Origin of the sequence: Ureibacillus sp. FSL K6-0165, assembly GCF_038004285.1 — a bacterium.
Classification (GTDB): domain Bacteria; phylum Bacillota; class Bacilli; order Bacillales_A; family Planococcaceae; genus Ureibacillus; species Ureibacillus thermosphaericus.
The window spans coordinates 749,755-772,812 of sequence record NZ_JBBOQS010000001.1; the positions used below are offsets into that span (position 1 = coordinate 749,755).

A 23,058-nucleotide genomic window follows, 5' to 3' on the forward strand; every position below is an offset into this window, starting at 1 on the left:
TAACATATGGTATTTTCATTCCACTTATAAGCCCCGAAACTTATTAGTGAGAAAAATGGAAAATTAACGGTTCATGAAATCGATTAGGAGGATATATACATGCGTACAACATTTATGGCGAAAGGTCATGAAGTAGAGCGTAAATGGTTAGTAGTTGACGCAGAAGGTAAAACGCTTGGTCGTTTAGCTTCAGAAGTCGCTGCTATTTTACGCGGTAAACATAAACCAATTTATACACCACACGTTGACACTGGTGACTATGTAATCGTAATTAACGCTGAAAAAATTCATTTAACTGGTAACAAATTAGAAGATAAAATTTACTACCGTCACTCTCAATTCGCTGGCGGTTTAAAGAAACGTACAGCAGGCGAAATGCTTGAAAGAAATCCAGAAAGAATGATCGAATTAGCAGTAAAAGGCATGCTTCCTAAAAACTCTTTAGGACGCAAAATGTTCAAAAAACTTTATGTTTATGCTGGTCCAAATCATCCACATGCTGCACAAAAACCAGAAAGCTTCGAGCTTCGCGGATAATTAATTAGAGGAGGATATTCACTTGGCACAAGTTCAATATACTGGCACAGGTCGTCGTAAAAGCTCAGTAGCTCGTGTACGTTTAGTACCTGGCGAAGGCAAAATCATTATTAATAAACGTGATGTAGAAGAGTACATTCCATTCGAAACATTACGTGAAGTGATTAAACAACCATTAAAATTAACTCAAACTTTAGGTAGTTACGATGTATTAGTAAACGTTAAAGGTGGAGGTTATACTGGACAAGCTGGCGCTATCCGTCACGGTATCGCTCGTGCGTTACTTCAAGTTGATCCAGATTTCCGTCCAGCTTTAAAACAAGCTGGTTTACTAACTCGTGACCCACGCATGAAAGAACGTAAAAAATACGGTCTCAAAGGCGCTCGTCGCGCACCACAATTCTCAAAACGTTAATATATCAACGTTTACAGCCCATTCTGCTTCTTTTAGAATGGGCTGTATATATAATAAATAGTTGTGTATGAATGTATTTTGAATGTAATTTTTATAGAGTTTCAAAATGTTAGTTAATACTATTCAGTCTTCGTTATTATCATTAAAATTCTCGTGAGTATTTTCACAACTTTCGATGTAATCAGCAAGCAGGTTGCTTAGATTTTTTTCGCTTTGTTTTGTTATATGTGTATAGATGTCCATCGTAGTAGAGATTTGAGAGTGCCCTAAACGCTTTTGAACATCTTTCATTCGTGCTCCAGCAGCAAAAAGCATTGATGCATGAGTATGTCTTAGTCCATGGACTTTTATATTTTTAATTTTAAATTTTTTGCAAGCTGATTCTAAAATTTCATTGGGATAAGCCAATCTCATTGGGCGTAAATCATCTCTTGGAAAAAGAAAATGTTCAATTTGTGGATTGCCCCATTCCTTTTTATACAATTAATAAAACTGAGCAGGCGGAAATATTGCAAAACCTTGGTGTGGATGGATTCTTTACCGATCATCCGGAAGAAATGATGAAATTTCTCTATAAACGTAATTGAATCTTTGTCACAGGCACTGAAAAAATCGCTCAACAAATTAAATAAACTAAAAATGCAATCACACACTCGTGGTTGCATTTTTTATTTATCCGGAATAAGGAATTATCATTAAACGCTTCACGATTTACAAAAGATTATTAATTCGTTAATAATGTTTTATTTTAAATAAAAATGGACTTTACAAATATTCGCTAAGATTTCTATAAATCTAAATTTAGGAGGTTAGAAAAATTAATATGAAGAGAAAGTTGTTGTCATTCGCCTTAGCAGGAGCTTTTACTATCTCTTCCATTGGACAAGTGCAAGTAAAGGCGGCAGAAACATCTAGAGAAAATGGTGATTCTAAAAATGTAATTATGCTCGTTATGGACGGTACAAGCAATAATGCTATTACATTAGCACGTTGGTACAAAGGTGAAAGACTGGCAATGGATGAGATCTTAACAGGTGCTGTTACAACATACTCAGCAGAATCGGCTATTACTGACTCAGCCCCAGCTGCAACAGCTTTAGCCACTGGTCATAAATCCAATAGTGGTTATGTGGGAGTACTTCCTACAATTGTAGATATGCCTGGTGTTAAGGAAAATCCAAAAAATGAATTTATTCCTGTTGCTAACGTATTAGAGGGTGCGAAACAATTAGGAAAAGCGACTGGAATTATTTCTACTTCAGAAATTCAACATGCAACACCAGCAGGTTTTTCAGCTCATGTCACTTCCCGTAAAAACTATGATGATATTGGTGAACAACAAATTTATCAAAATATCGATGTCATTTTAGGTGGCGGTTATCAATTTTTACAACCTGAAAATCGCGCTGATGGAGAAGACTTAATAAAAGTGCTTGAAGAAAAAGGCTATGATTATATAACAACTCGTGATGAATTATTAACAACAGATGCTGAAAAAATTTATGGTAGCTTTTCACCTACTGCATTAGCCTATGAATTTGATCGCAAACTGACAAATCCAGAAGAACCGACACTTGCTGAAATGACAGCGAAGGCCATTGACATTTTAAGCCAAGATGAAGATGGTTTCTTCTTATTTGTAGAAGGAAGTAAAATTGACTGGGCAGCTCACGCCAATGATCCAATTGGAATGATTTCTGATGTATTATCATTTGATGAGGCAGTAGGAGTAGCTATTGACTATGCTAAAAAAGATGGCAACACAATGGTCATCGCAGTATCGGACCACGGTAATAGTGGTATAACAATCGGTAATGAAAATACGACAAAAACTTACGATACAATTCATATTTCTAATTACATCAATCCTTTAAAAGAAGCGAAAATGACGGTGGAAGGTGCTCTAAAAGAGTTGAAAGAAGATCGTTCAAACTTAGTAGCAGTTGCAGGACTATACGGTTTAACAAATTTAACAAAAGAAGAACTTAGCATTCTCGAGGAAACAGAGACAGAAAATCTTGGTTCCGCGTTTGTAAAACTTTTATCTAGCCGAGCTGATATTGGTTTTACAACTGGTGGACACACAGGAGACGATGTATTCTTATATAGTTATGGTCCAAAATTAATTACAGGACTTGTGGATAATACGGATTTAGCGAAAGAAATGGCTAACTTTATGGGCTTTGACTTAGATGAATTAACAAAGGAATTATATATTCCAGCTGAGGAAGCACTGAAGGCAAAACGCTTTACAGTTTCCATCGATGATACAAATGTAAATAATCCTGTATTAGTTGCTAAAAAAGGTGGTATTACTTATAGATTGCCAGAAAACAAAGATTATATTATAAAAGAAGATGCCGGTGGTACAACAACGATTATTCAAACAAATACAATTCATGTCTTCAACGATTCTGCATTCTTCATTTCAGAAGAAACTATTAATCAAATAAAATAAAAAAAGTTCATTTGCTCAAAAAGCTCTGTGAAGAAAAATTCTTTACAGAGCTTTTTTTCGTTTGATTTTATAAAGGCTCTATAATATTTGGTGTTGGTGGATACAACCAGCACCATTTTTTCAGAAGTGTACCCAGTGCAATTGATTTGGCAGCATCCTGAACAGGCTATCAATCCTAAATGGAAGCTTTCCAAAATTTTTGAGGAAGCAAAAGAGTTGGATAAAGAAATCCTCTCTATCCTTGGCATTAAAGAGGAGTGGCTCAATCGCAGGGCTCATGAGCTTTCTGGCGGCGAGCTGCAAAGATTTTGCATTGCTCGGGCCTTTCATCCTGATACTCGGTACATTATTGCCGATGAAATTACCAGCATGTTTGATGCCATTACCCAAGCGCAAATTTGGCATGCCCTCATTCGGCTTGTAAAAGAGCGGAATATCGGAGTATTGGCCATCAGTCACCACATTTCCTTGCTGGAACGAATTAGCGATCGCATCATTGATTTTAATCAATTAAAGGGGGCGTCTGAAAAGTCATTTTGAGACGCCCCCTTTGCGGCTGTCGCATATGCTTTCGCCGCAGATAAATTGCGGCTGTCGCATATGCTTTCGCCGCAGATAAATTGCGGCTGTCGCATATGCTTTCGCCGCAGATAAATTGCGGCTGTCGCATTATGCTTTCGCCGTAGATAAATTGCGGCTGTCGCACATGCTTTCGCCGCAGATAAATTGCGGCTGTCGCAATATGCTTTCGCCGCAGATAAATTGCGGCTGTCGCACATGCTTTCGCCGCAGATAAATTGCGGCTGTCGCACATGCTTTCGCCGCAGATAAATTGCGGCTGTCGCATATGCTTTCGCCGCAGATAAATTGCGGCTGTCACATATGCTTTCGCCGCAGATAAATTGCGACGGGGAGGCGCGTTTTGTAACCACCGCAGGGAAAGTTTTTAGAGAATATTACTATAAGAAGTAAGGCTGTTCAGAAAGTGTTCGACTTTCTGGACAGCCCCTCAATTATTATGGGTTTGCTTTTTCAAGGGCAAGTCTTAAACCAAAACCAATCAAGATGGCACCCGTAATTCCTTCGATAACTCTTTGGGTACGAGCATTTTTTATAAATACACTAATATAATCGATTAAATAAATATAGAAAATGAACCACAGGGCCGTAAGAATGGTATAAGTAATTCCCATAATAAGGAACGGCATAAATGTATCGCTACTAGTATTTACAAATTGAGGGAAGAAGGTTAAGAAAAATAGTGCAACTTTAGGGTTTAATATATTAGTTAAAAATCCTTGTTTGAAACAAGATGTATTACTCAATGTACCTTCCTGCGCAAATTCTACCTCTACTTCATCTTTCTTTTTTCTCAAAGACCAAAAAGTTTTAATTCCAAGATAAATTAAGTAAATGGCTCCAACATACTTAAAAATAGAAAATAAAAAGGCTGATTTTACAATGAGCGCAGATAATCCTAATATCGCGGCAGTAGTGTGAATTAGCAGGGCACAACAAGTACCTAAAGCAGTTTTCATTCCGCCAAATTTGCCACGAGTAACAGTGTTTTTAGTGACGATGGCAAAATCAGGGCCAGGTAAAAGGATTAACAAAACACACATCAAAACAAATAGAAAAAAGTTTTCCATCATTTCATTCCTTTCGAACACGAAATTTCAGAATATTTATTGTTAAATTGTATTCAGTATTAGTGTTTTTTTCAATGGCCAGAAGCAAGATAAAAAACAATTATTTTACAAGGTACGGTTATTCTACTATAATGGCACTAGAACGAATAATTGAATAACAAACAAATAGGTTTCTTAAATGTAAATTCCTTACATTTAAGACTAAGAGGGAAGTTGGTGAAAATCCAACACGGTCCCGCCACTGTAATCGGGTAGGTAGTTGCAATTATCCACTGTGTTGTTGAACATGGGAAGGAGTAACAAACCGGTGACCCGTAAGTCAGGAGACCTGCCTATTTGTATTTAAACATCCTTCGAGGAAAGGGATGTTTAAAGAGCAGATACCAATTGAATGTATATGTGTCATTATGCATATGGTTAGAGTATACATATCTGCCTTTACAACGCTTTCCAAGAGGGGGAAGCGTTTTTTATTTTTTTAAAAAAGGAGGAGACGAAAGATGTTAAAAATGAATCGAGCAATACTTCTGGCATTACTTTTTTTATTAACCATCCCATTCATTGCTGCTTGTGCTAGCAATGAAACAAATGTTAAAACCCAGGAAACGGTGACAAAAGAAACTGAATCGAAGAATGTTAGTTTCCCAGTTACATTTACTGATGATGCAGGCAGGGAAATTACGATTGAAAAAGAACCAGAAACAATCGTTTCTATTCAAACAAGTAATACGGAAATTGCCTTTGCTCTTGGACTAGGCGACAAGATTATCGGTGTTTCAGATTATTGTAATTACCCGGCTGAAACAGAAAATATTACAAAGGTGGGAGGACAGGACATTAATGTGGAGCTAGTTCTATCTCTCCTTCCAGATATAGCACTAGTGACAGATTATCATTACAAAGCTCATCCGACAGTATTAAAACAATTTGAAGAGGTGGGTATTCAAACCATCGTCGTTGGTAGTGCAACATCTTTTGAAGATGTTTATGAAAACATTGAAATGATTGGTTTAGCCACTGGAACAAAAGATAAAGCTTTAGAGATTATTGCTGATATGAAAAAACGTCATGAAGCCATTAAAGAGAAAGCGAAAGCCGTTGTAGATAAAAAAAGAGTTTGGGTTGAAGTATCACCAGAACCAGATATTTTTACGACTGGAAAAAATACCTTTATGCATGAAATGTTAGAATCCATCCAAGCCATTAACGTAGCAGGTGATCAAGTAGGATGGGTAAAGATGAATGAGGAAGAAATAGTAAAATTAAACCCGGATGTGATTATAACGACATACGGCTATTATATAGAGAATCCAAAGGAACAAGTACTTGCTCGTAATGGTTGGCAAGCGGTTCCTGCGGTAAAAAATGGCGAAGTTTACGATGTGGACAGCGATACAGTAACAAGACCAGGCCCTCGTTTAATTGAAGGAGTCGAAACTCTTGCGAAACTTATTTATCCTGAAATTTTTGAATAATAAAATTGGTTGGATTTATGTAGGGAGTGGTATTCTTTTTGCCGCGGCAATCATTTTAGGTTTATTTATAAGCAGTGTACCCGTTGCTGTGGAAAAAATTATCCACATAATATTTGAGAAAACCCTCCATATCACTTGGATGGAAGTACCAAAAAATGAGGAAATGATTATTTGGAATATTCGATTGCCGAGAGTCATCCTTGCCTTTTGTGTTGGGGCATCCCTATCGCTAGCGGGGGCTGCTTTCCAAGGCCTTTTACGAAATCCATTAGCAGATCCATATACAATTGGTGTATCATCAGGCGCCTCTTTAGGAGCAGTGTTAGTTATATTTTTCCAAGTTACCATAATAGGATTAGGAAATTTTACGCTTCCAATCGTCGCAATTGTAAGTGGTTTTATCACTTTATTAATTGTATTTGGGCTGGTAAGGCTAAGCAGTAGAAGTTTAGCAATCGAAACGATTGTGCTTGCAGGTATTATCGTCAGTTCCTTTATCAGTGCCATTGTCTCTCTAATCATTTCATTGGGAGATCGAGATGCAATGACCCAAATTCTTTATTGGTTATATGGGAGCGTTGGAATGAGAGGTTGGGAATACATACAACTCATCATCCCGTTTATGATATTGGGGACATTCATTTTGTTAATTCATTCTCGAGAATTAAATGCCTTTGCACTTGGTGAAGAGGCTGCAGATCATATTGGTGTCAATGTCAAAAGAGGCAAGACTATGATATTAATTGGTGCATCGTTATTAACTGGTGCATCGGTTGCTGTTTCTGGTTCCATTGGTTTTGTTGGTCTCGTCATCCCTCATCTTGTACGACTCCTTGTTGGACCAAATCATCGACATGTATTACCGTTGTCATTTATCATTGGTGGTACTTTTCTAATGTTTGCGGATTTGCTGGCTCGAATTGTTATTGCACCGCGAGAATTGCCAATTGGAGTTATAACAGCGATTATCGGTGCACCGGTATTTGCGTTTCTGCTAATAAGAGAAAAGATTGGAAGGGGCAAAAATAGATGCTAAAGATTCAAAATGTGACGGGTGGATATAGCAATAACCCGATCCTAAGAAATATTGATATAGAAGTACAAAATGGTGATTTTTTTGCCCTTCTCGGCCCAAATGGAAGCGGAAAAACAACGCTCTTTAAATTAATTACCGGTCAGTTGCCTATTCAAAAGGGGAAAGTATTGTTATCGGGTAAGGATCTCTCATCTTATTCAAAATTAGAAAAAGCAAAGAAAATCGCAGTTCTTTCCCAAGAAACTTCTGTTTCTTTTGACTATACAGTTGAAGAAATCGTCAGTCTTGGGCGATACCCTCATCAAAAAGGAATATTGAAAAATTTATCAAAAAAAGATTGGCATATAATTGAAGAAGTAATGGAACTAACGAAAGTAACCGAATTTAGGCATACTCAATTTCGAAAGATTAGCGGCGGTGAAAAGCAACGGGTGCTATTAGCAAAAGCGTTGGCTCAAGAACCGGAGCTACTACTGTTAGATGAGCCTACAAATCATTTAGATATAAAACATACCTTTCAACTATTAGATTTATTAAAAAAGAGACAAGAAGAAAAAGGATTAACGATTTTTTCAATTTTACACGATTTAAATGTGGCATCGCTTTATGCAGACCGATTCGCACTGCTGTACAACGGTAGTTTATTAGAAGTTGGGGATGCAAGCTTACTAAAGGAAGTAGATACTTTAAATAAAATATATCAAGTACAAATCCATGTCCAACCGCATCCAACAGTCCCTAAACCGCAACTATTACTAGCACCAAGTTTACCGAATTCAACACATTCTACGTTCTTTAAGGGAAATTATAAAATAAACAACAATGAACAATTTGTTCATGTTCAATTTCAAAAACCACTACGAACGATATCAAATGGAATGGTAGGAAATGGTATACAGTGGATAAAAGATTATTGCATCTTTTCGTGTAAACAATATTCCACAATTCCCCCAGAGGAAGAAATACAAACCATCATGGAACAATATTCTATTACTCCCGAACAAACAGTTGCCACAATTGTTGAAGGGAACATAGGTGATGTCGTTGAAGTTGAGAGAGAAATTGAGGATACAAAAATTCTCATCATCGTTACACCTACGAAAATGAATGAAAAAATTCGCGGATTCAATATGATGGTTTTTATGGATGGATATTTTAACGAGGGAGCTTTAGTTAATAGTTTGCTTATTGCAACAAAAGAAAAAATGAAAGCAATGCAACAATTTGGAATGGATGAAGCTAATGAAACAAATGAGGCTCTCTATTTAGCGGTTACGCAAAAAGGTGATAAGTCAGTAACGCAAAGAGCTGTCGAGGCAACTTTGCGAGAGATGGTACAACTTGCTGTAAAACAAGTATATCAAAAAGAAAAAGTTGTTGTTTGATTGAACAATTGAATACTTTCAATAAAGGGGGAGTATGGTGAGATTAATCTCCATTTGTCCAAGCAATACAGAGCTAGTAGGTTATTTAGGTTTGACACCTTCACTTGTTGGAGTAGATGACTACTCCGACTGGCCAGAAGATATTCATCAATTGCCGAGATTAGGTCCTGATTTAGATATTGATATAGATAAAGTAGAAGCATTGCAGCCTGATTTAGTATTGGCATCCCTCTCAGTACCGGGCATGGAAAAGAATATTGAAAGGCTGGAAAAACGGAATATTCCATATTGTATAGTACCTAATCCAAACACATTAACGGAAGTGGGAGAAAGTTTATTATTCGTTGGCAATGCAACAAACACAAAGGACAAGGCCAAGGAATTGTACGATCAATATATTCATTTGCTTGAACAATATCGCAGTTTATCAGAACAAGTTGATAATCCAAAAACCGTTTACTTCGAATGGTGGGCAAAACCGATTTTTACCCCTGGTGCAACGAATTGGTTAACCGAAATGTGTGAGCTTGCTGGAGGGCGAAATATTTTCCAAGATATACACAAATCAAGTGTCCAAACAGATTGGGAAGAAGTGAAAAGCAGAAATCCAGACGTATTTTGTGTGGCTTGGGTAGGAGTTGAAACGAAAAGAGTCAATCCAAAAGTAATATTAAAAAGACCAGGTGTACATGAGATAAAAGCAATTCAAATCAATGAATTATATATTTTAGAAGAATCTTTATTTTGCCGTCCTTCACTAAAACTCGCACAAGGTTTAGTGAAATTAGGTTCTATCTTACATCCTCATATTTATCCTTCATATGATCAAAAGAAAGATCCATTATTAGATAATAAGTAAATCCTGCTCATAGAGAGTAGGATTTTTTGTTTGGTTGCAATCATTCAATTATAGCTATTAAGATTCATCTTAAAGGATTAGTGTATCAAAAAATGGTTAAAGTTAATGATAGAAAAAACTCAAGGGGGACGGACATGAAGATTTATATTCCTTTTTTAATAATTGCTTTAGTCTTAACTGGTTGTTCACCTAAACAACCACCGAAAGCAAATGAACAAAAGACTGAAACTACAGCAAGCCAACAAATAGAAATCATAGCAACTGATCTTCTTATTCCGTGGTCCATCAACAAAATAGGGAATACATTCTACCTTTCTGAGCGTGGCGGAAATATTGTAAAAGTAGAAAACGGACAAGTGGAAAGACAGCAAGTACAACTCGAAAAACCTCTTTCAACGGCATCGGAAGCTGGTTTTTTAGGATTTGTCTTAGCACCAGACTTTGTCGAATCAAATCAGGCTTACGGATATTACACTTACGAAGATGATACAGGTCAATTTAATCGCATTGTTCGCTTAAAGCTAGAAAATGATACTTGGAGAGAAGAGGAAGTACTACTAGATCAAATTCCAAGTGGACGGGTTCATCATGGAGGTCGACTTAAAATTGGCCCAGATGGTAAACTTTATGCAACAACTGGCGATGCATTACAGTCTGATAGCGCTCAAGATGTTAACTCATTAGGTGGAAAAATTCTCAGACTTAACTTAGATGGATCGATTCCATCCGATAATCCTTTTCCTAACTCTTACGTATATAGTTTTGGACATCGAAATCCTCAAGGTTTAACATGGGCACCAGATGGAACGATGTATGCAAGTGAACATGGCAATAATGCGAATGATGAAATAAACCGTATTGAACCTGGTAAAAACTATGGTTGGCCAGAGATTGAAGGAACTAGAGAAAAAGAAAATATGGTTGCTCCTCTCTTTACATCAGGCTCAGACAATACGTGGGCTCCTTCCGGAATTGCCTATTTTGATAACAAGCTTTACGTTGCCGCTTTAAGGGGTAGTGCTGTATTGGAATTTAACTTAAATACTGGTGCAAATAGAAAAATCGTTAATGGACTTGGTAGAATTCGTGATGTCTTAATTGAGGAGAATAACTTGTACTTTATCACCAATAATACAGACGGTCGTGGAAACCCAGAAAGAAATGATGATAAATTATATCGCATTTCGCTATCAGCTATCGATTAAATCGAAAAGATTGGAAAAACATGGGGCTGCTCACAGTCATGATTCCTTGAGAGCCCCATTATTGCTCACTTTTTAAACGGATTTTTCCACTCCATTAACACTCCATAATTACAGGATTCTTCATCTTCTAAATAGTTTTCAACAATCGCAATAGGGACACGCCCGCAACTTAACAGAAAAGTGATAACGGGATCTTGTAATGTTCCGTTGATGACCGCCTCTAAATACTCTTCCACACTCATCTTATCCGCATATTTGCTATAGCCCGGTATTCTTCCACCACCTAAAAGGCGATCTAGTTTCTTTTCGATTACAATATGATACATTGTCTGCATCATGAGTTTACCAAGGCCTAATGAACGAAAGCTTGGTCGAACACAAATATCGACAATGTATAAAGTATTTCCATTTGCATCATGATTTGTAATATAACCATTGTCGGTTATTTCTGCCCAAGAATGTTTTGGTTTGGCAGGGTCAAATTGTACACAGAGACTTGTTAAGGAACTAGCTAGTTTTCCATCAATTTCAACACATATAGCACCTTCGGGAAAAATATTAATATGATTTTTTAATTGTTTTTCATTCCACAATAGTTCTTGTGGAAATGGTGGAGGGAAAGATTCAACTTGAAGGTCGATTAGCTGTATAAAATCTTCTTTTCTATAATTACGAATGACGATAGGAACGGCTTTTTGTCCGATAAAAATAAACTGTTCGCTCCTGTACATGGATTCACCTCCACTACCAATCCGTATATAAATCGGTTCTACGATCTTTCCATGTTGTTACTGAACCATGGTTCCTTACTTCATAGAGAAGGTTTAAATCTAAATCAGCGGTAATAATCATATCTTGATTGACTTCTCCTTCTGCTAAAACCCCTTTTGGAGGGAAAGGAATATCATTAGGAGTGATAATAGCTGCTTGACTAAAGTTCGATCTCATAAAGTCAACAGTCGGAAGTGAACCTACTGTTCCAGATAGAACGACATATACTTGATTTTCTATTGCCCGAGCATGACTTGTATATCGAACACGATAATACCCGTGTTGGTTATCGGTACAGGAAGGACAAAAAATGATATCGGCTCCTCGCGCTTTCGCTATACGTACAATTTCAGGAAATTCAATATCGTAACAAGTTAAAATCGCAATCTTTCCATATTTGGTGTCAAAAATTTTTAATTCTTCTCCTTTTGCCATATTCCAAGCGCTGATTTCAACTGGCGTGATATGCAGCTTTTCTTGTCGCATAATGCGGCCTTCAGGGTCAAAGAAAAATGCGGTATTTCGTAGTTGATTGTTAACTTCTACTACATGTGTTCCGCCGATAATATGGATATTGTATTTTTTAGCTAATTTAAGAAATAAATCTTCATATTGTTCTGTATAACTAGGTAAATCATGGATTGTTTGATTTGAACCATTTTGTTTTTTGAAAGAAAGCAATTGAGTTGTTAAAAATTCTGGAAACACGATAAAATCCGAATCAAATTCCAAAGCGGTTTTAATGTAGTGTTCACATTGCATTGCAAAATCTTCGAATGATTGAATCGTGTGTAAATGATATTGAACTGCAGATACTCTTAATTTCATATGCTTCGCTCCTTTATTGCAATAATTGAAAGTCCGGATATTGCTTTCCATACTGTATTTTTTATGATGAAATGAAGTAGAAAATACTTATAATGGAAACTTTAATTTTTTGGGGGATGGCTATGTGCGGTCGATTTACGTTGTTTTGCTCGTATCATCAGTTGATTGAAGAATTTGATGTAGCAGAGGCTTTTTCCGAGGAGTTATATAAGGAAAGTTATAATATTGCTCCAAGTCAACAAATTGTAGCAATCATTAATGATGGAGATAAAAATCGTATGGGGTTCTTAAAATGGGGATTCCTTCCTTCGTGGGCAAAAGATGAAAAGATAGCATCGAAAATGATCAATGCTCGTTCTGAAACTGTCGACGAGAAACCAAGTTTTAAAAAATCATTTTATGAACGGAGATGTATTATCCCGATGGACTCCTTTTACGAATGGAAAAGGGAAGGAAATTCGAAAGTCCCAATGCGAATAAAGAGGAAAGATGACGCAGTATTTGCAGTTGCGGGATTATGGAATACATGGCGGAGTCAAGAGGGAGAAAAGATTCATACGTGTACGATCTTAACAACGAAGGCAAATGAATTAATGGCCCCAATCCATGACCGAATGCCGGTCATTTTAAATAAGGAACAGCAAAAAGAATGGTTAGACCCTCATTTAAAGGGGCGAGAGAAATTAAAATCGCTGCTTAAACCTTGCCCTTCAGAGTGGTTAACTGCCTATCCAGTATCTAATCTAGTAAATTCTCCGAAAAACAATTCGAAGGAATTAATTGAAAGAGTTTCTTTATGATAATAAAGAGGCTATCTAGATAGTCTTCTAGATAGCCTTATCTTTTAAATTGTTTGACTCCCCATGATTTTTAGCATATATTGATGGGATTCTTCTAAAGTAGTCATGGTGTTCATCATAGAACATGCGGCATCAAGAATAGGAAAAGCAAGGGCTGCTCCTGAACCTTCACCTAATCGCATATTCATATTCAACATAGGCTCTAACCCTAATACCTCGTTTACAATTTTTGCTCCAGGCTCTTCTGAAAGATGGGATGGAATAATGTAATCCTTCACTTTCGGTTCTAATTTATAAGCAATAAGTGCAGAAACTGTGGAAATAAAACCGTCCACTACTACAGGAACACGATTTGCTGCAGCACCTAGGACTACGCCTGCCATTCCCCCTAATTCCAAACCGCCAACTTTCGCTAACACATCAATTGGGTCATCTGGATTTGGCTTATTTATGTCAAGAGCTCTTCGAATGACGTCAATTTTATGTTGAAGACTATCTACCCCAGCCCCCATACCTGTTACAATAGCCGGGTCACAACCACAGAATGCTGACAGGACAGCACTACTTGGAGTGGTATTACAAATTCCCATTTCTCCAGTTGCTAAAACATTGACACCTTGTTTCACTTGTTCATTGGCAATTTCAATACCTACTTCAATCGCTTGAATCGCTTCTTGACGTGACATTGCTGGTCCCTTAGCCATATTATCCGTTCCGTATTTCACTTTTTTGACGATGACTCCAGAATCTTTTGGTAAATCTTCTTTAATGCCAATATCTACTGGAACGACTTTTGCACCTGCTGCTTTTGCAATAGCACATACTCCTGTAAAACCTTTAGCAAAGCCAATTGCCTGCATTACCGTTACAAATTGGGGGTTATTTGAAACATTTTCTTCATATACACCGTGATCCGCAGCTAATGAAATAACCGCTTTATTGGATACATCAAGCTCTAGTTTCTCAGTTATTCCAGCAAGTTGTATCGCGATTTGTTCTAATTTTCCTAAACTGCCAGGTGGTTTACAAAGAGCATCTACTCTTTCTCTTGCTTTTCCCATCACTTCTTTATTAAGTTGTTTAATGTTTTGTAATGTCGATTGCAATAGTTCCAATTGAATCTCCTCCATCGATTATTGAAATAAGAAAAGTCTGCAGTTTATTGGCATGCCAAATAAACTACAGACTTTACCATCGTACTGTATGTTTTCAAGTAATTAGGCAGGTCTCCTGGCTTAGGTTCATCGCAAATATAGGCCTTCCCAGTTTCCCAGTGGCATTTTCTATATTGCTCCCCGATACAGTGGTGGGTCCGCTAAAGATTCTCACTTTATTCCCTATTCTCCCTAAAAAGGGCACCTAATTACATAGATATACTTTTTAAAATAATCTAAAATGAAATGAAACTTTAGTCAAGTTTTTTGAAAACTTCCATTGCCTAAAAGATTATTTTAGTGGTGAAATATTAAGGAATCTATTCAGTTATAGTTGGAAATGTAAGGGTATCAACTTGACGGTTAGTATACAATTGTATACAAAAATTAAACGATGGTAATAAAGAAAAGGAGTAACAAAATGCGTGCAGCGTTAAAGCTTTCAAAATATTTAAAGCCCTATAAGCATTTTGCGATTTTAGCGCCGATACTTATGGTGTTGGAAGTAGGGATGGATTTAATTCAGCCAACAATTATGCAGAAAATAATCGATAAAGGAATTGCAACGAATGATACACAGTATATCATTATGATGTTTGCTGCGATGATTTTGTGTGCAATGATAGGTTGGCTTGGGGGTGCAGGTTGTACATATTTCAGTTCGAAAGCGGCGGTAAACTTTGCATCTGATGTTCGAGCGGATTTATATGAAACTATTACATATTTTGCGAATAGCAATAAGGACAAGTTCACTTTAGGAAAATTGATTACCAACTTAACAAATGATATCGAAATGTTGCAAAGGGCCTTAAACATGTTATTAAAAATATTCGTTCGCGGGCCTTTTATGTTTGTTGGGGCGGTCATTGTCGTATTTTTTACGGCAAGAGATTTATTTCCAGTACTATTTTTTGTGGTGCCTGTATTAATCATCAGTTTATATATTATTATTCAATTATCGATTAAGCTGTTTCGAAAGGTGCAGGAATCAATCGATCAAGTGAATACACGTGTGCAGGAGAACTTGGCGGGGATTCGCGTCATTAAAGCATTTAACCGTATGCGATATCAAATGAAGCAATTTGCAACTGTCAATCATCAATTAACGAAACGCAATATGACGGCAGATCAAGTGGTAGCTGCCTTAATGCCGATTACCCAATTTGTTGTCAACATCGGAATTGTACTTGCACTTATGCTTGGTGTCGTGAAAGTTGATGCAGGAGCTATTGAAATTGGGGTAATTGTTGCATTCATCAACTATTTGATGATGATTATGAACGGCCTTATGAGTTCCAGCAACGTACTGATTCAAATTGCGCGGGCTATACCAAGTGCAGAACGTGTCGTTGTCGTATTGGAAGAGCAGTCTGATATTACGAATATTGAAAACCCAGTGAAAAAAGAAATTCAAGGAAATGTGAAATTTGACAAGGTTAGTTTTTCTTATAACAAACACGTTGAACCGGTGTTGAAAGAGATTTCCTTTGAAGCGAAAGCCGGCAGTACAGTAGGGATTATCGGTATGACAGGCAGTGGAAAATCGACATTAATCAAATTGCTCGGTCGACTCATGGATGTCGATGAAGGAACTATTTACATTGATAACATTCCCATACAGCAATATGACATTGACATGTTAAGAAATGCTATGGCTTTTGCCCCACAAAAGGCAACATTGTTTTCAACAACGATTGAAGAAAACTTAAAGTATGGAAAAATTGACGCAACTAAAGAAGACATTCAAGAAGCGCTCTTTGCATCAAACGCCTTTGAGTTTGTGGAAAAATTGGATCATAAAGAACAACATGAATTAACGCAGGGAGCTACGAACTTATCCGGTGGGCAAAAGCAACGTTTGGCAATGAGTCGTGCAATTATAAGAAAACCAAAAATTTTAATATTAGATGATACAACATCAGCGGTAGATAGCATCACTGAAAAGATTATCCAGCGAAACATGAAAGAAGCTCTTAAAGACAGTACGAAATTTATCGTATCATCAAAAATTTCTTCTATTAAACACGCAGATTTGATTCTAGTGCTAGAAGACGGTCGAATTGTTGCCCAAGGAACCCACGAAGAATTACTGAAAATGAGCGAGCATTATAAAGAGATTGTAGCAACTCAAGTTGAAAGGGGAGGTGCGATTGATGAATAAGCTACAAGAATCCCTTACAGGTAGAGGTAGTGGTCGAGGCCGTGGTCCAGCAGCAAAGGCTAAAAATCAAAAGGCTACAATTAAAAGGATTTGGAGTTATTTAAAGAAACAAAGACTCAGCATTAATTTTGTTATTATTCTTGTGCTGATTACATCGATGTTAAATATTTTAGGGCCTTTGATGATTGGTGTTATTATAGATAACTATATTCTTCCCCTCGACATTGAAGGAACTATTCGGATGGGAATGTTGCTTGCAGCAATTTTTATCGCATCATCCTTATTAACTTGGTTGCAAACTTTTGTCATGATTCGAGCATCTTTAAAAACAATTCAAAATTTGAGAATCGAACTGTTTGAGAAAATGCAATCATTGCCGATTTCGTTTTTCGATCAAAAACAGCAAGGCGATTTGATGAGCCGCATGACGAACGATATCGACAATTTGAATTTCGCTCTTTCCCAAAGCGTCATTCAAATCGTATCGTCTGTATTATCTCTTGTAGGTACCGCCATTGCGATGGTGTATTTAAACTGGATATTAGCCATTGTTACCCTTTTGGTCGTTCCGTTAATTGTTTGGGCTACAAAACAGATTGTGAAACGTAGTAGCATGAATTATCGAAATAGACAACGAGATTTAGGAAATTTAAATGGATTTATTGAAGAAACGATTTCTAATTCGGAAGTTGTGACGCTCTTTGGAAAAGAACAACAAACTATTCAACAATTTAAAGAGGCGAATGAGAAGTTGCGCTATTCTGCAATGCAATCAGAAATAGTATCTGGTTTGTTAGGACCAACCAATAACTTTATCAATAACCTCGGACCAGGTTTAATTGTTGGAGTTGGTGCTATTATGGCGGCCAATTCTCTCGTTACGGTAGGTGTTATAACGTCATTTTTAACATATGCAAGACAGTTTTTCCGCCCAATTAACCAACTTTCAAACTTATTAAATACTTTTCAATCTGCAATTGCTGGAGCCGAGAGGGTATTTGAAGTACTAGATGAACGAATTGAATTAATGGATTCACCACATTCTCTTCCTAGACAACCTCTAGAAGGAAATGTTGAATTTCGAAATGTCAGTTTTTATTATGTAAAAGATAAGCCGGTGTTAAAAAACATTTCATTTCAAGCGAATGCTGGTGAAATTGTTGCTCTTGTTGGCCCAACTGGTTCAGGGAAGACAACCATCGTACAGTTATTAAGCCGTTTTTATGATGTAACTGAAGGTGAAATTTTAATAGATGGTGAAAATATTCAATCTTACTCAATGGAACATTTACGAGATTCAATAGGTGTTGTATTGCAAGATACGTATTTATTCTCAGGAACGGTAAGAGAAAACATCCGATATGGAAAACTAGATGCTACCGATGAGGAAGTAGAAATGGCAGCGAAAATCGCCTATGCCCATTCCTTCATAAAATATTTGCCGGAGCAGTATGATACGTTGCTTGAATCAGGTGGTAAAAACTTAAGTCAAGGGCAAAGACAACTGATTGCGATTGCACGAGCTATTTTAAAAGATCCGGATATTCTAATTCTGGATGAAGCCACTTCAAGTGTTGATACAATGACAGAAGTGCATATTCAAAAAGGGTTAAACAATTTAATGCAAGGCCGCACGAGTTTCGTCATTGCCCACCGTTTAAAAACAATCGAAAATGCAGATCGAATCTTAGTCATAAAAGATGGAGAAATAATCGAGCAAGGAAATCATAATTCCTTAATGGCCTTAGATGGATTTTATGCCCAATTGCAAAAACAATATCATCAAGCAGAAATTTAGCAGTAAACTGTCCCACTAATGTTTACAAAGCATAGGGGGCAGTTTTTTTCTATCATCATCAAATTTCGGATACATGAATAAAATATTTGAGTTTAGTAAAGTATTCAGTTTGTGTCTTTCAGGAATCATTTTAAATCTATTCGTTTCTTAATAATCATTTGAATTTTAAGATGACTGAAACAAAGATTAGGATGAACAAAGTCTTTTAACAAGCAAGTTGGGGAATAAAAATAAATCAACTTTTTATAGAAATTCTTTACGCATACAAGCCTTCCTTTCAGCGTATAGTAGTGCAAAAGGTTGCAAAAGGCGGTGTAGTAGATTTGAAACGATGGATTGCACTAATTGTCATTTTGCTCTGCTGTTTTTTAGTGGTTATGTATGAGACAAGCGCATCGGACAATCGATTTTTCCTTCCTGAACCATTAGGAGGAGTTAAAATCGTTGTTGATGCGGGCCATGGTGGGATTGATGGAGGAGCATCGGCAGAAAATGTTATTGAAAAAGATATTACGTTAGCAATTGCAAAAAAGGTTGAACAAAAATTAAAACGAATGGGTGCGGAAGTTGTGATGACAAGAACTTCAGATGGCGATGTTCTTTCGGAACACGCACCAAGTGAAGAGTTCTCTACATTAAGAGAAAGGAAAAAACAAGATATTTTCTTAAGAGAAAAAATTGTAAAAGAAAATGAGCCCGATATTTTCATTACGATTCATGCAAATGCTATCCCAGAAGAAAAGTGGCGAGGCGCTCAAGTATTTTATCATAAAGAAGGGCACCCAAACAGTGAGCTGCTAGCTAAAGCCATTCAATCTTCAATAAGAGAAAAGTTACAAAATACAGATCGAGAGGCTTTGGCAATCAAACAAATTTATTTACTGAAAAAAACCGAAGTTCCTGCGGTTCTGGTGGAAACTGGATTCTTAAGCAATCCTGAGGAAAGAAGTTTATTGGCAGATGAAAAGTATCAAGACAAAATGGCAGATGCAATTGTTAACGGAATTGAAAATTATGTAAATTTAGAGATAGAATAAGCAATATCGCTATGATTAAACACTTGGTATGTTATACTTATACTATCAATCGGAAGCTAATATAGGGGAGTGTTTATCGTGATCAATGAACAACAAGTCCGTGAAATTTTAGGACAACTACAAGACCCGTTTTTACATAGAACGCTTGAAGAAACAAACGGTATTGTCAATGTATCAATAAAAGAAGAAAAAAATCATGTGAGTGTAAAAGTTGCGATTGCTAAAACGAATACCCCAGAACAATTACAATTGCAAATGAAAATTGTTGAAAAATTAAAAGAAGCCGGTGCTTCAACTGTAGGAATTCGATTCGAAGAGTTGCCAACGGAAGTTCTTGAACGTTTCCGTGGAAAAGCAAATGAAGCCGAGTCCCGAGATATTCTATCACCATTATCGACAGTAAAAGTGATTGCCATTGCCTCAGGAAAAGGCGGTGTAGGTAAGTCCACAGTATCAGTAAATTTAGCTGTTTCTTTAGCTCGTTTAGGGAAAAAAGTGGGCTTAATTGATGCGGACATTTATGGGTTCAGTGTCCCAGATATGATGGGAATTGAGGAAATGCCGACCGTAAAAAATGATCGAATTTATCCTGTGGAACGTAAAGGGGTAAAAGTCATATCCATGGGATTTTTCGTGGAGAACAATGCACCGATTATTTGGCGTGGTCCAATGCTTGGTAAAGTATTAGATCAATTCTTCCGTGATGTAGAATGGGGAGATATTGACTATCTATTATTAGATTTACCACCAGGTACTGGAGACGTAGCATTGGATGTTCACCAAGCGTTGCCTACATCCAAAGAAATTATCGTCACAACACCACATCCAACAGCAGCATTTGTTGCAGCACGTGCTGGTGCAATGGCTGTTCAAACTAACCATGAAGTTCTTGGTGTTATTGAAAATATGGCTTGGTATGAGTCGAAAACTGGTGAGCGAGAATATGTTTTTGGTAAAGGCGGAGGACAAAAGCTTGCTGAAGAATTGCGCACAGATTTATTAGGACAAATTCCGCTTGGACAACCTGACTGGGATAACGAGGATTTCGCTCCATCAATCTATGAAGAAAACCATCCAACAGGAAAAATCTATTTAGATATAGCTCAAAAAGTTATTAATAAATTGGAATAGGATAGCAAAAGAGCGAATTGAGAAAACGATATGTTTTCCAATTCGCTCTAAAATTTTGAGTAACGAGTATATAATCGCAATTTGCTTTTCTTATTAAATAATTAACTGCTGCCACCTTGGTCTTGACCTTGCTCATCTTGTCCCCCACTACTACTTTCCTTACCTTTTTCTTTTGAACCGCCAGATTCACCGCTCTTTTTAATTAACTCTTGCCATTTTGTTTGCAGCAACGGATTTTCAATTGTCTCCATTACAACTTTTTCAATTTCTTTCCTTAATTCTGCACTTTTTAAAATGGATTCTAATTCTTTTTTCATTTCAGGTTGTCCAAAAAATGCAATTAAGTCTTCTTGAAAAGAGGCGTCTTTTATTAATTGCTTCATAATTTCAGTTTGCTGTTCTTTCATGCTTTTAGCCATTGATTCCTTAAATTTTGGATCTTCAAAGGTTTTTTTCCAAAATTCTTGGGCCTGCTCTGACAATAATGAATTGTTGATTGATGTTTCCACTTCATCGTGTTCTAAAATAACTAACTCCCTAAAACTAGGGTCTTCCAATAATTGTCTAATTGCTTTTTTTCCATCTTCTGTTTGAATAGCATCAACGACAATTTTCTTTACTTCTTCATAAGACGGTTGGGCGTTCGGTGAATCGGAACAACTCGCGAGCAATATCAATATGAAGAATAGGATCAATAATCGATTAAACAGGGGATTTTTCAACTTTCTCAGTCCTTTCTATATAAAGGCTCTCTTTTTATTTATTCTTCACAATTCTTCACATAATATGTACATGTTTATAACTTCGATAGCTTTTTTAAAAAACCATTGATAAAATAATGAAGAGATTGAAAAAAATAAAGGGAGCATTGTGTCGTGACAATACGAAATTGGATAAAATTTTTCTCGATGTGTATGTTAATTGGCGGTGTTGTCACAGGAGTGGCAGGCATCATCATTCGATGGAATTTTTTTAGTTCATATTTAGCCGCAGGAGAAATAGTAGAGTTTTTTGCCGCTTTTGTATGGATGATTTTTTTAGGTTTTACAATGAGCGTAATTGCCCAAGCAGGCTTCTTTGCATATTTAACAATTCATCAAATTGGAGTCGGTGTATTTAAAACATTAACTTTATGGAATTGGGTACAAGTTCTTTTGATGATCGTGGTTGTCGGAGATTTAATTATTTTCCGTTTTGCTCCGGTTGCCGAGAGCGCTAAAGATTGGCTCTTCTATGGAGGACTATTAATTTTTCTAATCTCTAGTGCTATTACAACTGCTATAAAAAAAGTTCAATTAACTGGAAAAAAACATATTTTAATTTCATCTATGTTCTTTATGATTGTTATTACTTGTTTAGAGTGGATTATTCCGTTGATGGGGCGTAAGGGCAATATTGATACATATGTAGCCCTATTATTATTCCCTCTAATTGCAGTAAACGCTTATCAATTATTAGCTTTGCCAAAATACAATCAAAAATCCAATGAAGATCGAAAAAAATTAGATGAGCGCAAAAAAACAAGAAAGCAGAAGAATGTTGGTAAATAATAATATTTAGAAAATAATCAAGGGCATCCAACTACACAAGTCGGATGCCTTCAATTTTTATTTAATATTTTTTCTGTTGGATGTAATGTTATTAATTATTTTCATGGCATTTTTGTCGATTTAATGGAGTAACCGAAAATGTTTTCTTCTAATGAAATGAATTTATGTTGCTGAATAAATTTCGAAATATTTTTGAAATTAGGGTTTGATTGTTCATCTAGTTGTAAACTAATGATAGCACCTTTTACATCATGATAGTGGTTACCTTCTTTATAAATGTGAGATGGTGATAATAAATTGATTTCTTCGTGAAAGGCAGCTTGTTTCAACTCTCCAGGAAATTCATAATCCTTCGTCATAAACCATAGAGGCTTCTGATTAAAATATTTTTTATAAATCTCCACTTCTTTATTAAAAGTTTTTATGCTATATTCTTCTTTACCATAACCTCCGAGTAAGCCAGTGGAAATGTTTTTTTTCTGAATTAACTCTACTAGCTTTGGAGAACGTTCAATCCATTTTGCATCCAGCATTAATATAGGATAAGGAGCATGAAGTGATTCCAACCATTCAGGCAATCCTTCGTGAGTAAAAGAAATTTCCACTATTAATGATTGTCCATAATTACCCTTAGATATAACTAGCGGTTCATGGGTCATTCGAAAAACTGAAACAATCGAAGTTTTCTGAGGATAAATTAAAAAGGAAATCACCATTACTATAAATAGTGCCAATATCATTTTACGAAACATCAGTTTGTCCCCTTTTTATAGGATTTTGTTTAGTAAAAATGGTTCCTAAAAAAACTT

At 36.5% G+C, this 23,058-nt stretch carries 23 protein-coding genes and 2 riboswitches; of the genes, 16 read left to right on the forward strand and 7 right to left on the reverse strand.

Features of this window, described 5'->3' with window-relative positions:
- The first annotated feature begins 99 nt into the window (after positions 1–99).
- Both rplM and rpsI read left to right on the forward strand, forming a co-directional pair.
- Positions 100–537, forward strand: coding sequence for a 50S ribosomal protein L13 (gene rplM, locus NST00_RS03720; protein WP_168412726.1), 438 nt, complete (start codon positions 100–102; stop codon positions 535–537).
- Between the two features lie 22 nt (positions 538–559).
- Positions 560–952 (forward strand): 30S ribosomal protein S9, encoded by a 393-nt coding sequence (gene rpsI / locus NST00_RS03725; RefSeq protein WP_016839401.1) that lies wholly within the window; start codon positions 560–562, stop codon positions 950–952.
- A gap of 123 nt (positions 953–1,075) precedes the next feature.
- Here the strand turns inward: rpsI and NST00_RS03730 are convergent, their stop codons facing one another.
- Positions 1,076–1,366, reverse strand: a complete 291-nt coding sequence (locus NST00_RS03730) for a tyrosine-type recombinase/integrase (protein ID WP_340709642.1) — start codon at positions 1,364–1,366, stop codon at positions 1,076–1,078.
- A gap of 17 nt (positions 1,367–1,383) precedes the next feature.
- On the opposite strand from NST00_RS03730, the gene NST00_RS03735 reads away from it, so the two are divergent.
- The 3 genes from NST00_RS03735 to NST00_RS03745 all read left to right on the forward strand — a co-directional run bounded on the left by NST00_RS03735 (position 1,384) and on the right by NST00_RS03745 (position 3,950).
- Positions 1,384–1,539 (forward strand): hypothetical protein, encoded by a 156-nt coding sequence (locus NST00_RS03735; RefSeq protein WP_340709643.1) that lies wholly within the window; start codon positions 1,384–1,386, stop codon positions 1,537–1,539.
- Between the two features lie 236 nt (positions 1,540–1,775).
- Positions 1,776–3,410, forward strand: a complete 1,635-nt coding sequence (locus tag NST00_RS03740) for an alkaline phosphatase (protein WP_340709644.1) — start codon at positions 1,776–1,778, stop codon at positions 3,408–3,410.
- Between the two features lie 135 nt (positions 3,411–3,545).
- On the forward strand, positions 3,546–3,950 hold the full coding sequence (locus NST00_RS03745; protein ID WP_340709645.1) for an ATP-binding cassette domain-containing protein: 405 nt from the start codon (positions 3,546–3,548) through the stop codon (positions 3,948–3,950).
- A 476-nt stretch (positions 3,951–4,426) separates the two neighbouring features.
- On the opposite strand, the gene NST00_RS03750 is transcribed toward NST00_RS03745, so the two are convergent.
- Positions 4,427–5,059, reverse strand: coding sequence for a LysE family translocator (locus tag NST00_RS03750; protein WP_340710153.1), 633 nt, complete (start codon positions 5,057–5,059; stop codon positions 4,427–4,429).
- A gap of 150 nt (positions 5,060–5,209) precedes the next feature.
- A riboswitch (cobalamin riboswitch) is annotated at positions 5,210–5,409 on the forward strand.
- A 150-nt stretch (positions 5,410–5,559) separates the two neighbouring features.
- Here NST00_RS03750 and NST00_RS03755 point away from each other — a divergent pair.
- From NST00_RS03755 to NST00_RS03775, 5 genes are all read left to right on the forward strand, one after another.
- Entirely contained in the window at positions 5,560–6,534 is a 975-nt protein-coding gene (locus NST00_RS03755) for an ABC transporter substrate-binding protein (RefSeq protein WP_340709646.1), read from the forward strand.
- Entirely contained in the window at positions 6,500–7,570 is a 1,071-nt protein-coding gene (locus NST00_RS03760; protein ID WP_096550109.1) for a FecCD family ABC transporter permease, read from the forward strand. Before NST00_RS03755 ends, NST00_RS03760 begins: the two co-directional genes overlap by 35 nt.
- Complete coding sequence (locus NST00_RS03765; protein WP_096550110.1) at positions 7,564–8,955, forward strand: ABC transporter ATP-binding protein; 1,392 nt, start codon at positions 7,564–7,566, stop codon at positions 8,953–8,955. Before NST00_RS03760 ends, NST00_RS03765 begins: the two co-directional genes overlap by 7 nt.
- A gap of 37 nt (positions 8,956–8,992) precedes the next feature.
- Positions 8,993–9,814, forward strand: coding sequence for a cobalamin-binding protein (locus NST00_RS03770; protein ID WP_096550111.1), 822 nt, complete (start codon positions 8,993–8,995; stop codon positions 9,812–9,814).
- Between the two features lie 134 nt (positions 9,815–9,948).
- A complete protein-coding gene (locus tag NST00_RS03775) occupies positions 9,949–11,019 on the forward strand; it encodes a PQQ-dependent sugar dehydrogenase (RefSeq protein ID WP_340704666.1) in 1,071 nt (356 codons plus the stop codon).
- A gap of 65 nt (positions 11,020–11,084) precedes the next feature.
- Here NST00_RS03775 and NST00_RS03780 read toward each other — a convergent pair whose 3' ends face one another.
- Positions 11,085–11,750 carry a GNAT family N-acetyltransferase gene (locus tag NST00_RS03780; RefSeq protein WP_168412784.1) on the reverse strand — a complete coding sequence of 222 codons (666 nt, stop codon included), beginning with the start codon at positions 11,748–11,750 and terminating at the stop codon, positions 11,085–11,087.
- A 13-nt stretch (positions 11,751–11,763) separates the two neighbouring features.
- Complete coding sequence (locus tag NST00_RS03785) at positions 11,764–12,618, reverse strand: carbon-nitrogen hydrolase family protein (protein WP_016839504.1); 855 nt, start codon at positions 12,616–12,618, stop codon at positions 11,764–11,766.
- 122 nt (positions 12,619–12,740) lie between these two features.
- On the opposite strand from NST00_RS03785, the gene NST00_RS03790 reads away from it, so the two are divergent.
- The gene (locus NST00_RS03790; protein WP_096550114.1) at positions 12,741–13,418 is read left to right on the forward strand and encodes an SOS response-associated peptidase; all 678 of its coding nucleotides are present in this window, start codon (positions 12,741–12,743) and stop codon (positions 13,416–13,418) included.
- A gap of 44 nt (positions 13,419–13,462) precedes the next feature.
- Here the strand turns inward: NST00_RS03790 and cobT are convergent, their stop codons facing one another.
- Complete coding sequence (gene cobT / locus NST00_RS03795; RefSeq protein ID WP_168412785.1) at positions 13,463–14,533, reverse strand: nicotinate-nucleotide--dimethylbenzimidazole phosphoribosyltransferase; 1,071 nt, start codon at positions 14,531–14,533, stop codon at positions 13,463–13,465.
- Positions 14,534–14,621: 88 nt separating this feature from the next.
- Positions 14,622–14,796: riboswitch (cobalamin riboswitch) on the reverse strand.
- A 197-nt stretch (positions 14,797–14,993) separates the two neighbouring features.
- Here cobT and NST00_RS03800 point away from each other — a divergent pair.
- The 4 genes from NST00_RS03800 (at position 14,994) to NST00_RS03815 (ending at position 20,699) form a co-directional block, all read left to right on the forward strand.
- Entirely contained in the window at positions 14,994–16,733 is a 1,740-nt protein-coding gene (locus tag NST00_RS03800) for an ABC transporter ATP-binding protein (protein ID WP_340709647.1), read from the forward strand.
- Positions 16,726–18,531 carry an ABC transporter ATP-binding protein gene (locus NST00_RS03805; RefSeq protein WP_016839508.1) on the forward strand — a complete coding sequence of 602 codons (1,806 nt, stop codon included), beginning with the start codon at positions 16,726–16,728 and terminating at the stop codon, positions 18,529–18,531. Before NST00_RS03800 ends, NST00_RS03805 begins: the two co-directional genes overlap by 8 nt.
- A 323-nt stretch (positions 18,532–18,854) precedes the next feature.
- Positions 18,855–19,568, forward strand: a complete 714-nt coding sequence (gene cwlD / locus NST00_RS03810; RefSeq protein WP_016839509.1) for an N-acetylmuramoyl-L-alanine amidase CwlD — start codon at positions 18,855–18,857, stop codon at positions 19,566–19,568.
- Between the two features lie 78 nt (positions 19,569–19,646).
- On the forward strand, positions 19,647–20,699 hold the full coding sequence (locus NST00_RS03815; protein ID WP_016839510.1) for an Mrp/NBP35 family ATP-binding protein: 1,053 nt from the start codon (positions 19,647–19,649) through the stop codon (positions 20,697–20,699).
- A 101-nt stretch (positions 20,700–20,800) separates the two neighbouring features.
- Here the strand turns inward: NST00_RS03815 and gerD are convergent, their stop codons facing one another.
- Entirely contained in the window at positions 20,801–21,421 is a 621-nt protein-coding gene (gene gerD / locus NST00_RS03820) for a spore germination lipoprotein GerD (RefSeq protein WP_016839511.1), read from the reverse strand.
- Between the two features lie 153 nt (positions 21,422–21,574).
- Between gerD and NST00_RS03825 the strand changes: the two genes are divergently transcribed.
- Positions 21,575–22,249 (forward strand): KinB-signaling pathway activation protein, encoded by a 675-nt coding sequence (locus tag NST00_RS03825; RefSeq protein WP_340709648.1) that lies wholly within the window; start codon positions 21,575–21,577, stop codon positions 22,247–22,249.
- Positions 22,250–22,350: 101 nt separating this feature from the next.
- Here NST00_RS03825 and NST00_RS03830 read toward each other — a convergent pair whose 3' ends face one another.
- Positions 22,351–23,001 (reverse strand): hypothetical protein, encoded by a 651-nt coding sequence (locus NST00_RS03830; RefSeq protein WP_016839513.1) that lies wholly within the window; start codon positions 22,999–23,001, stop codon positions 22,351–22,353.
- Between the last annotated feature and the right edge of the window lie 57 nt (positions 23,002–23,058).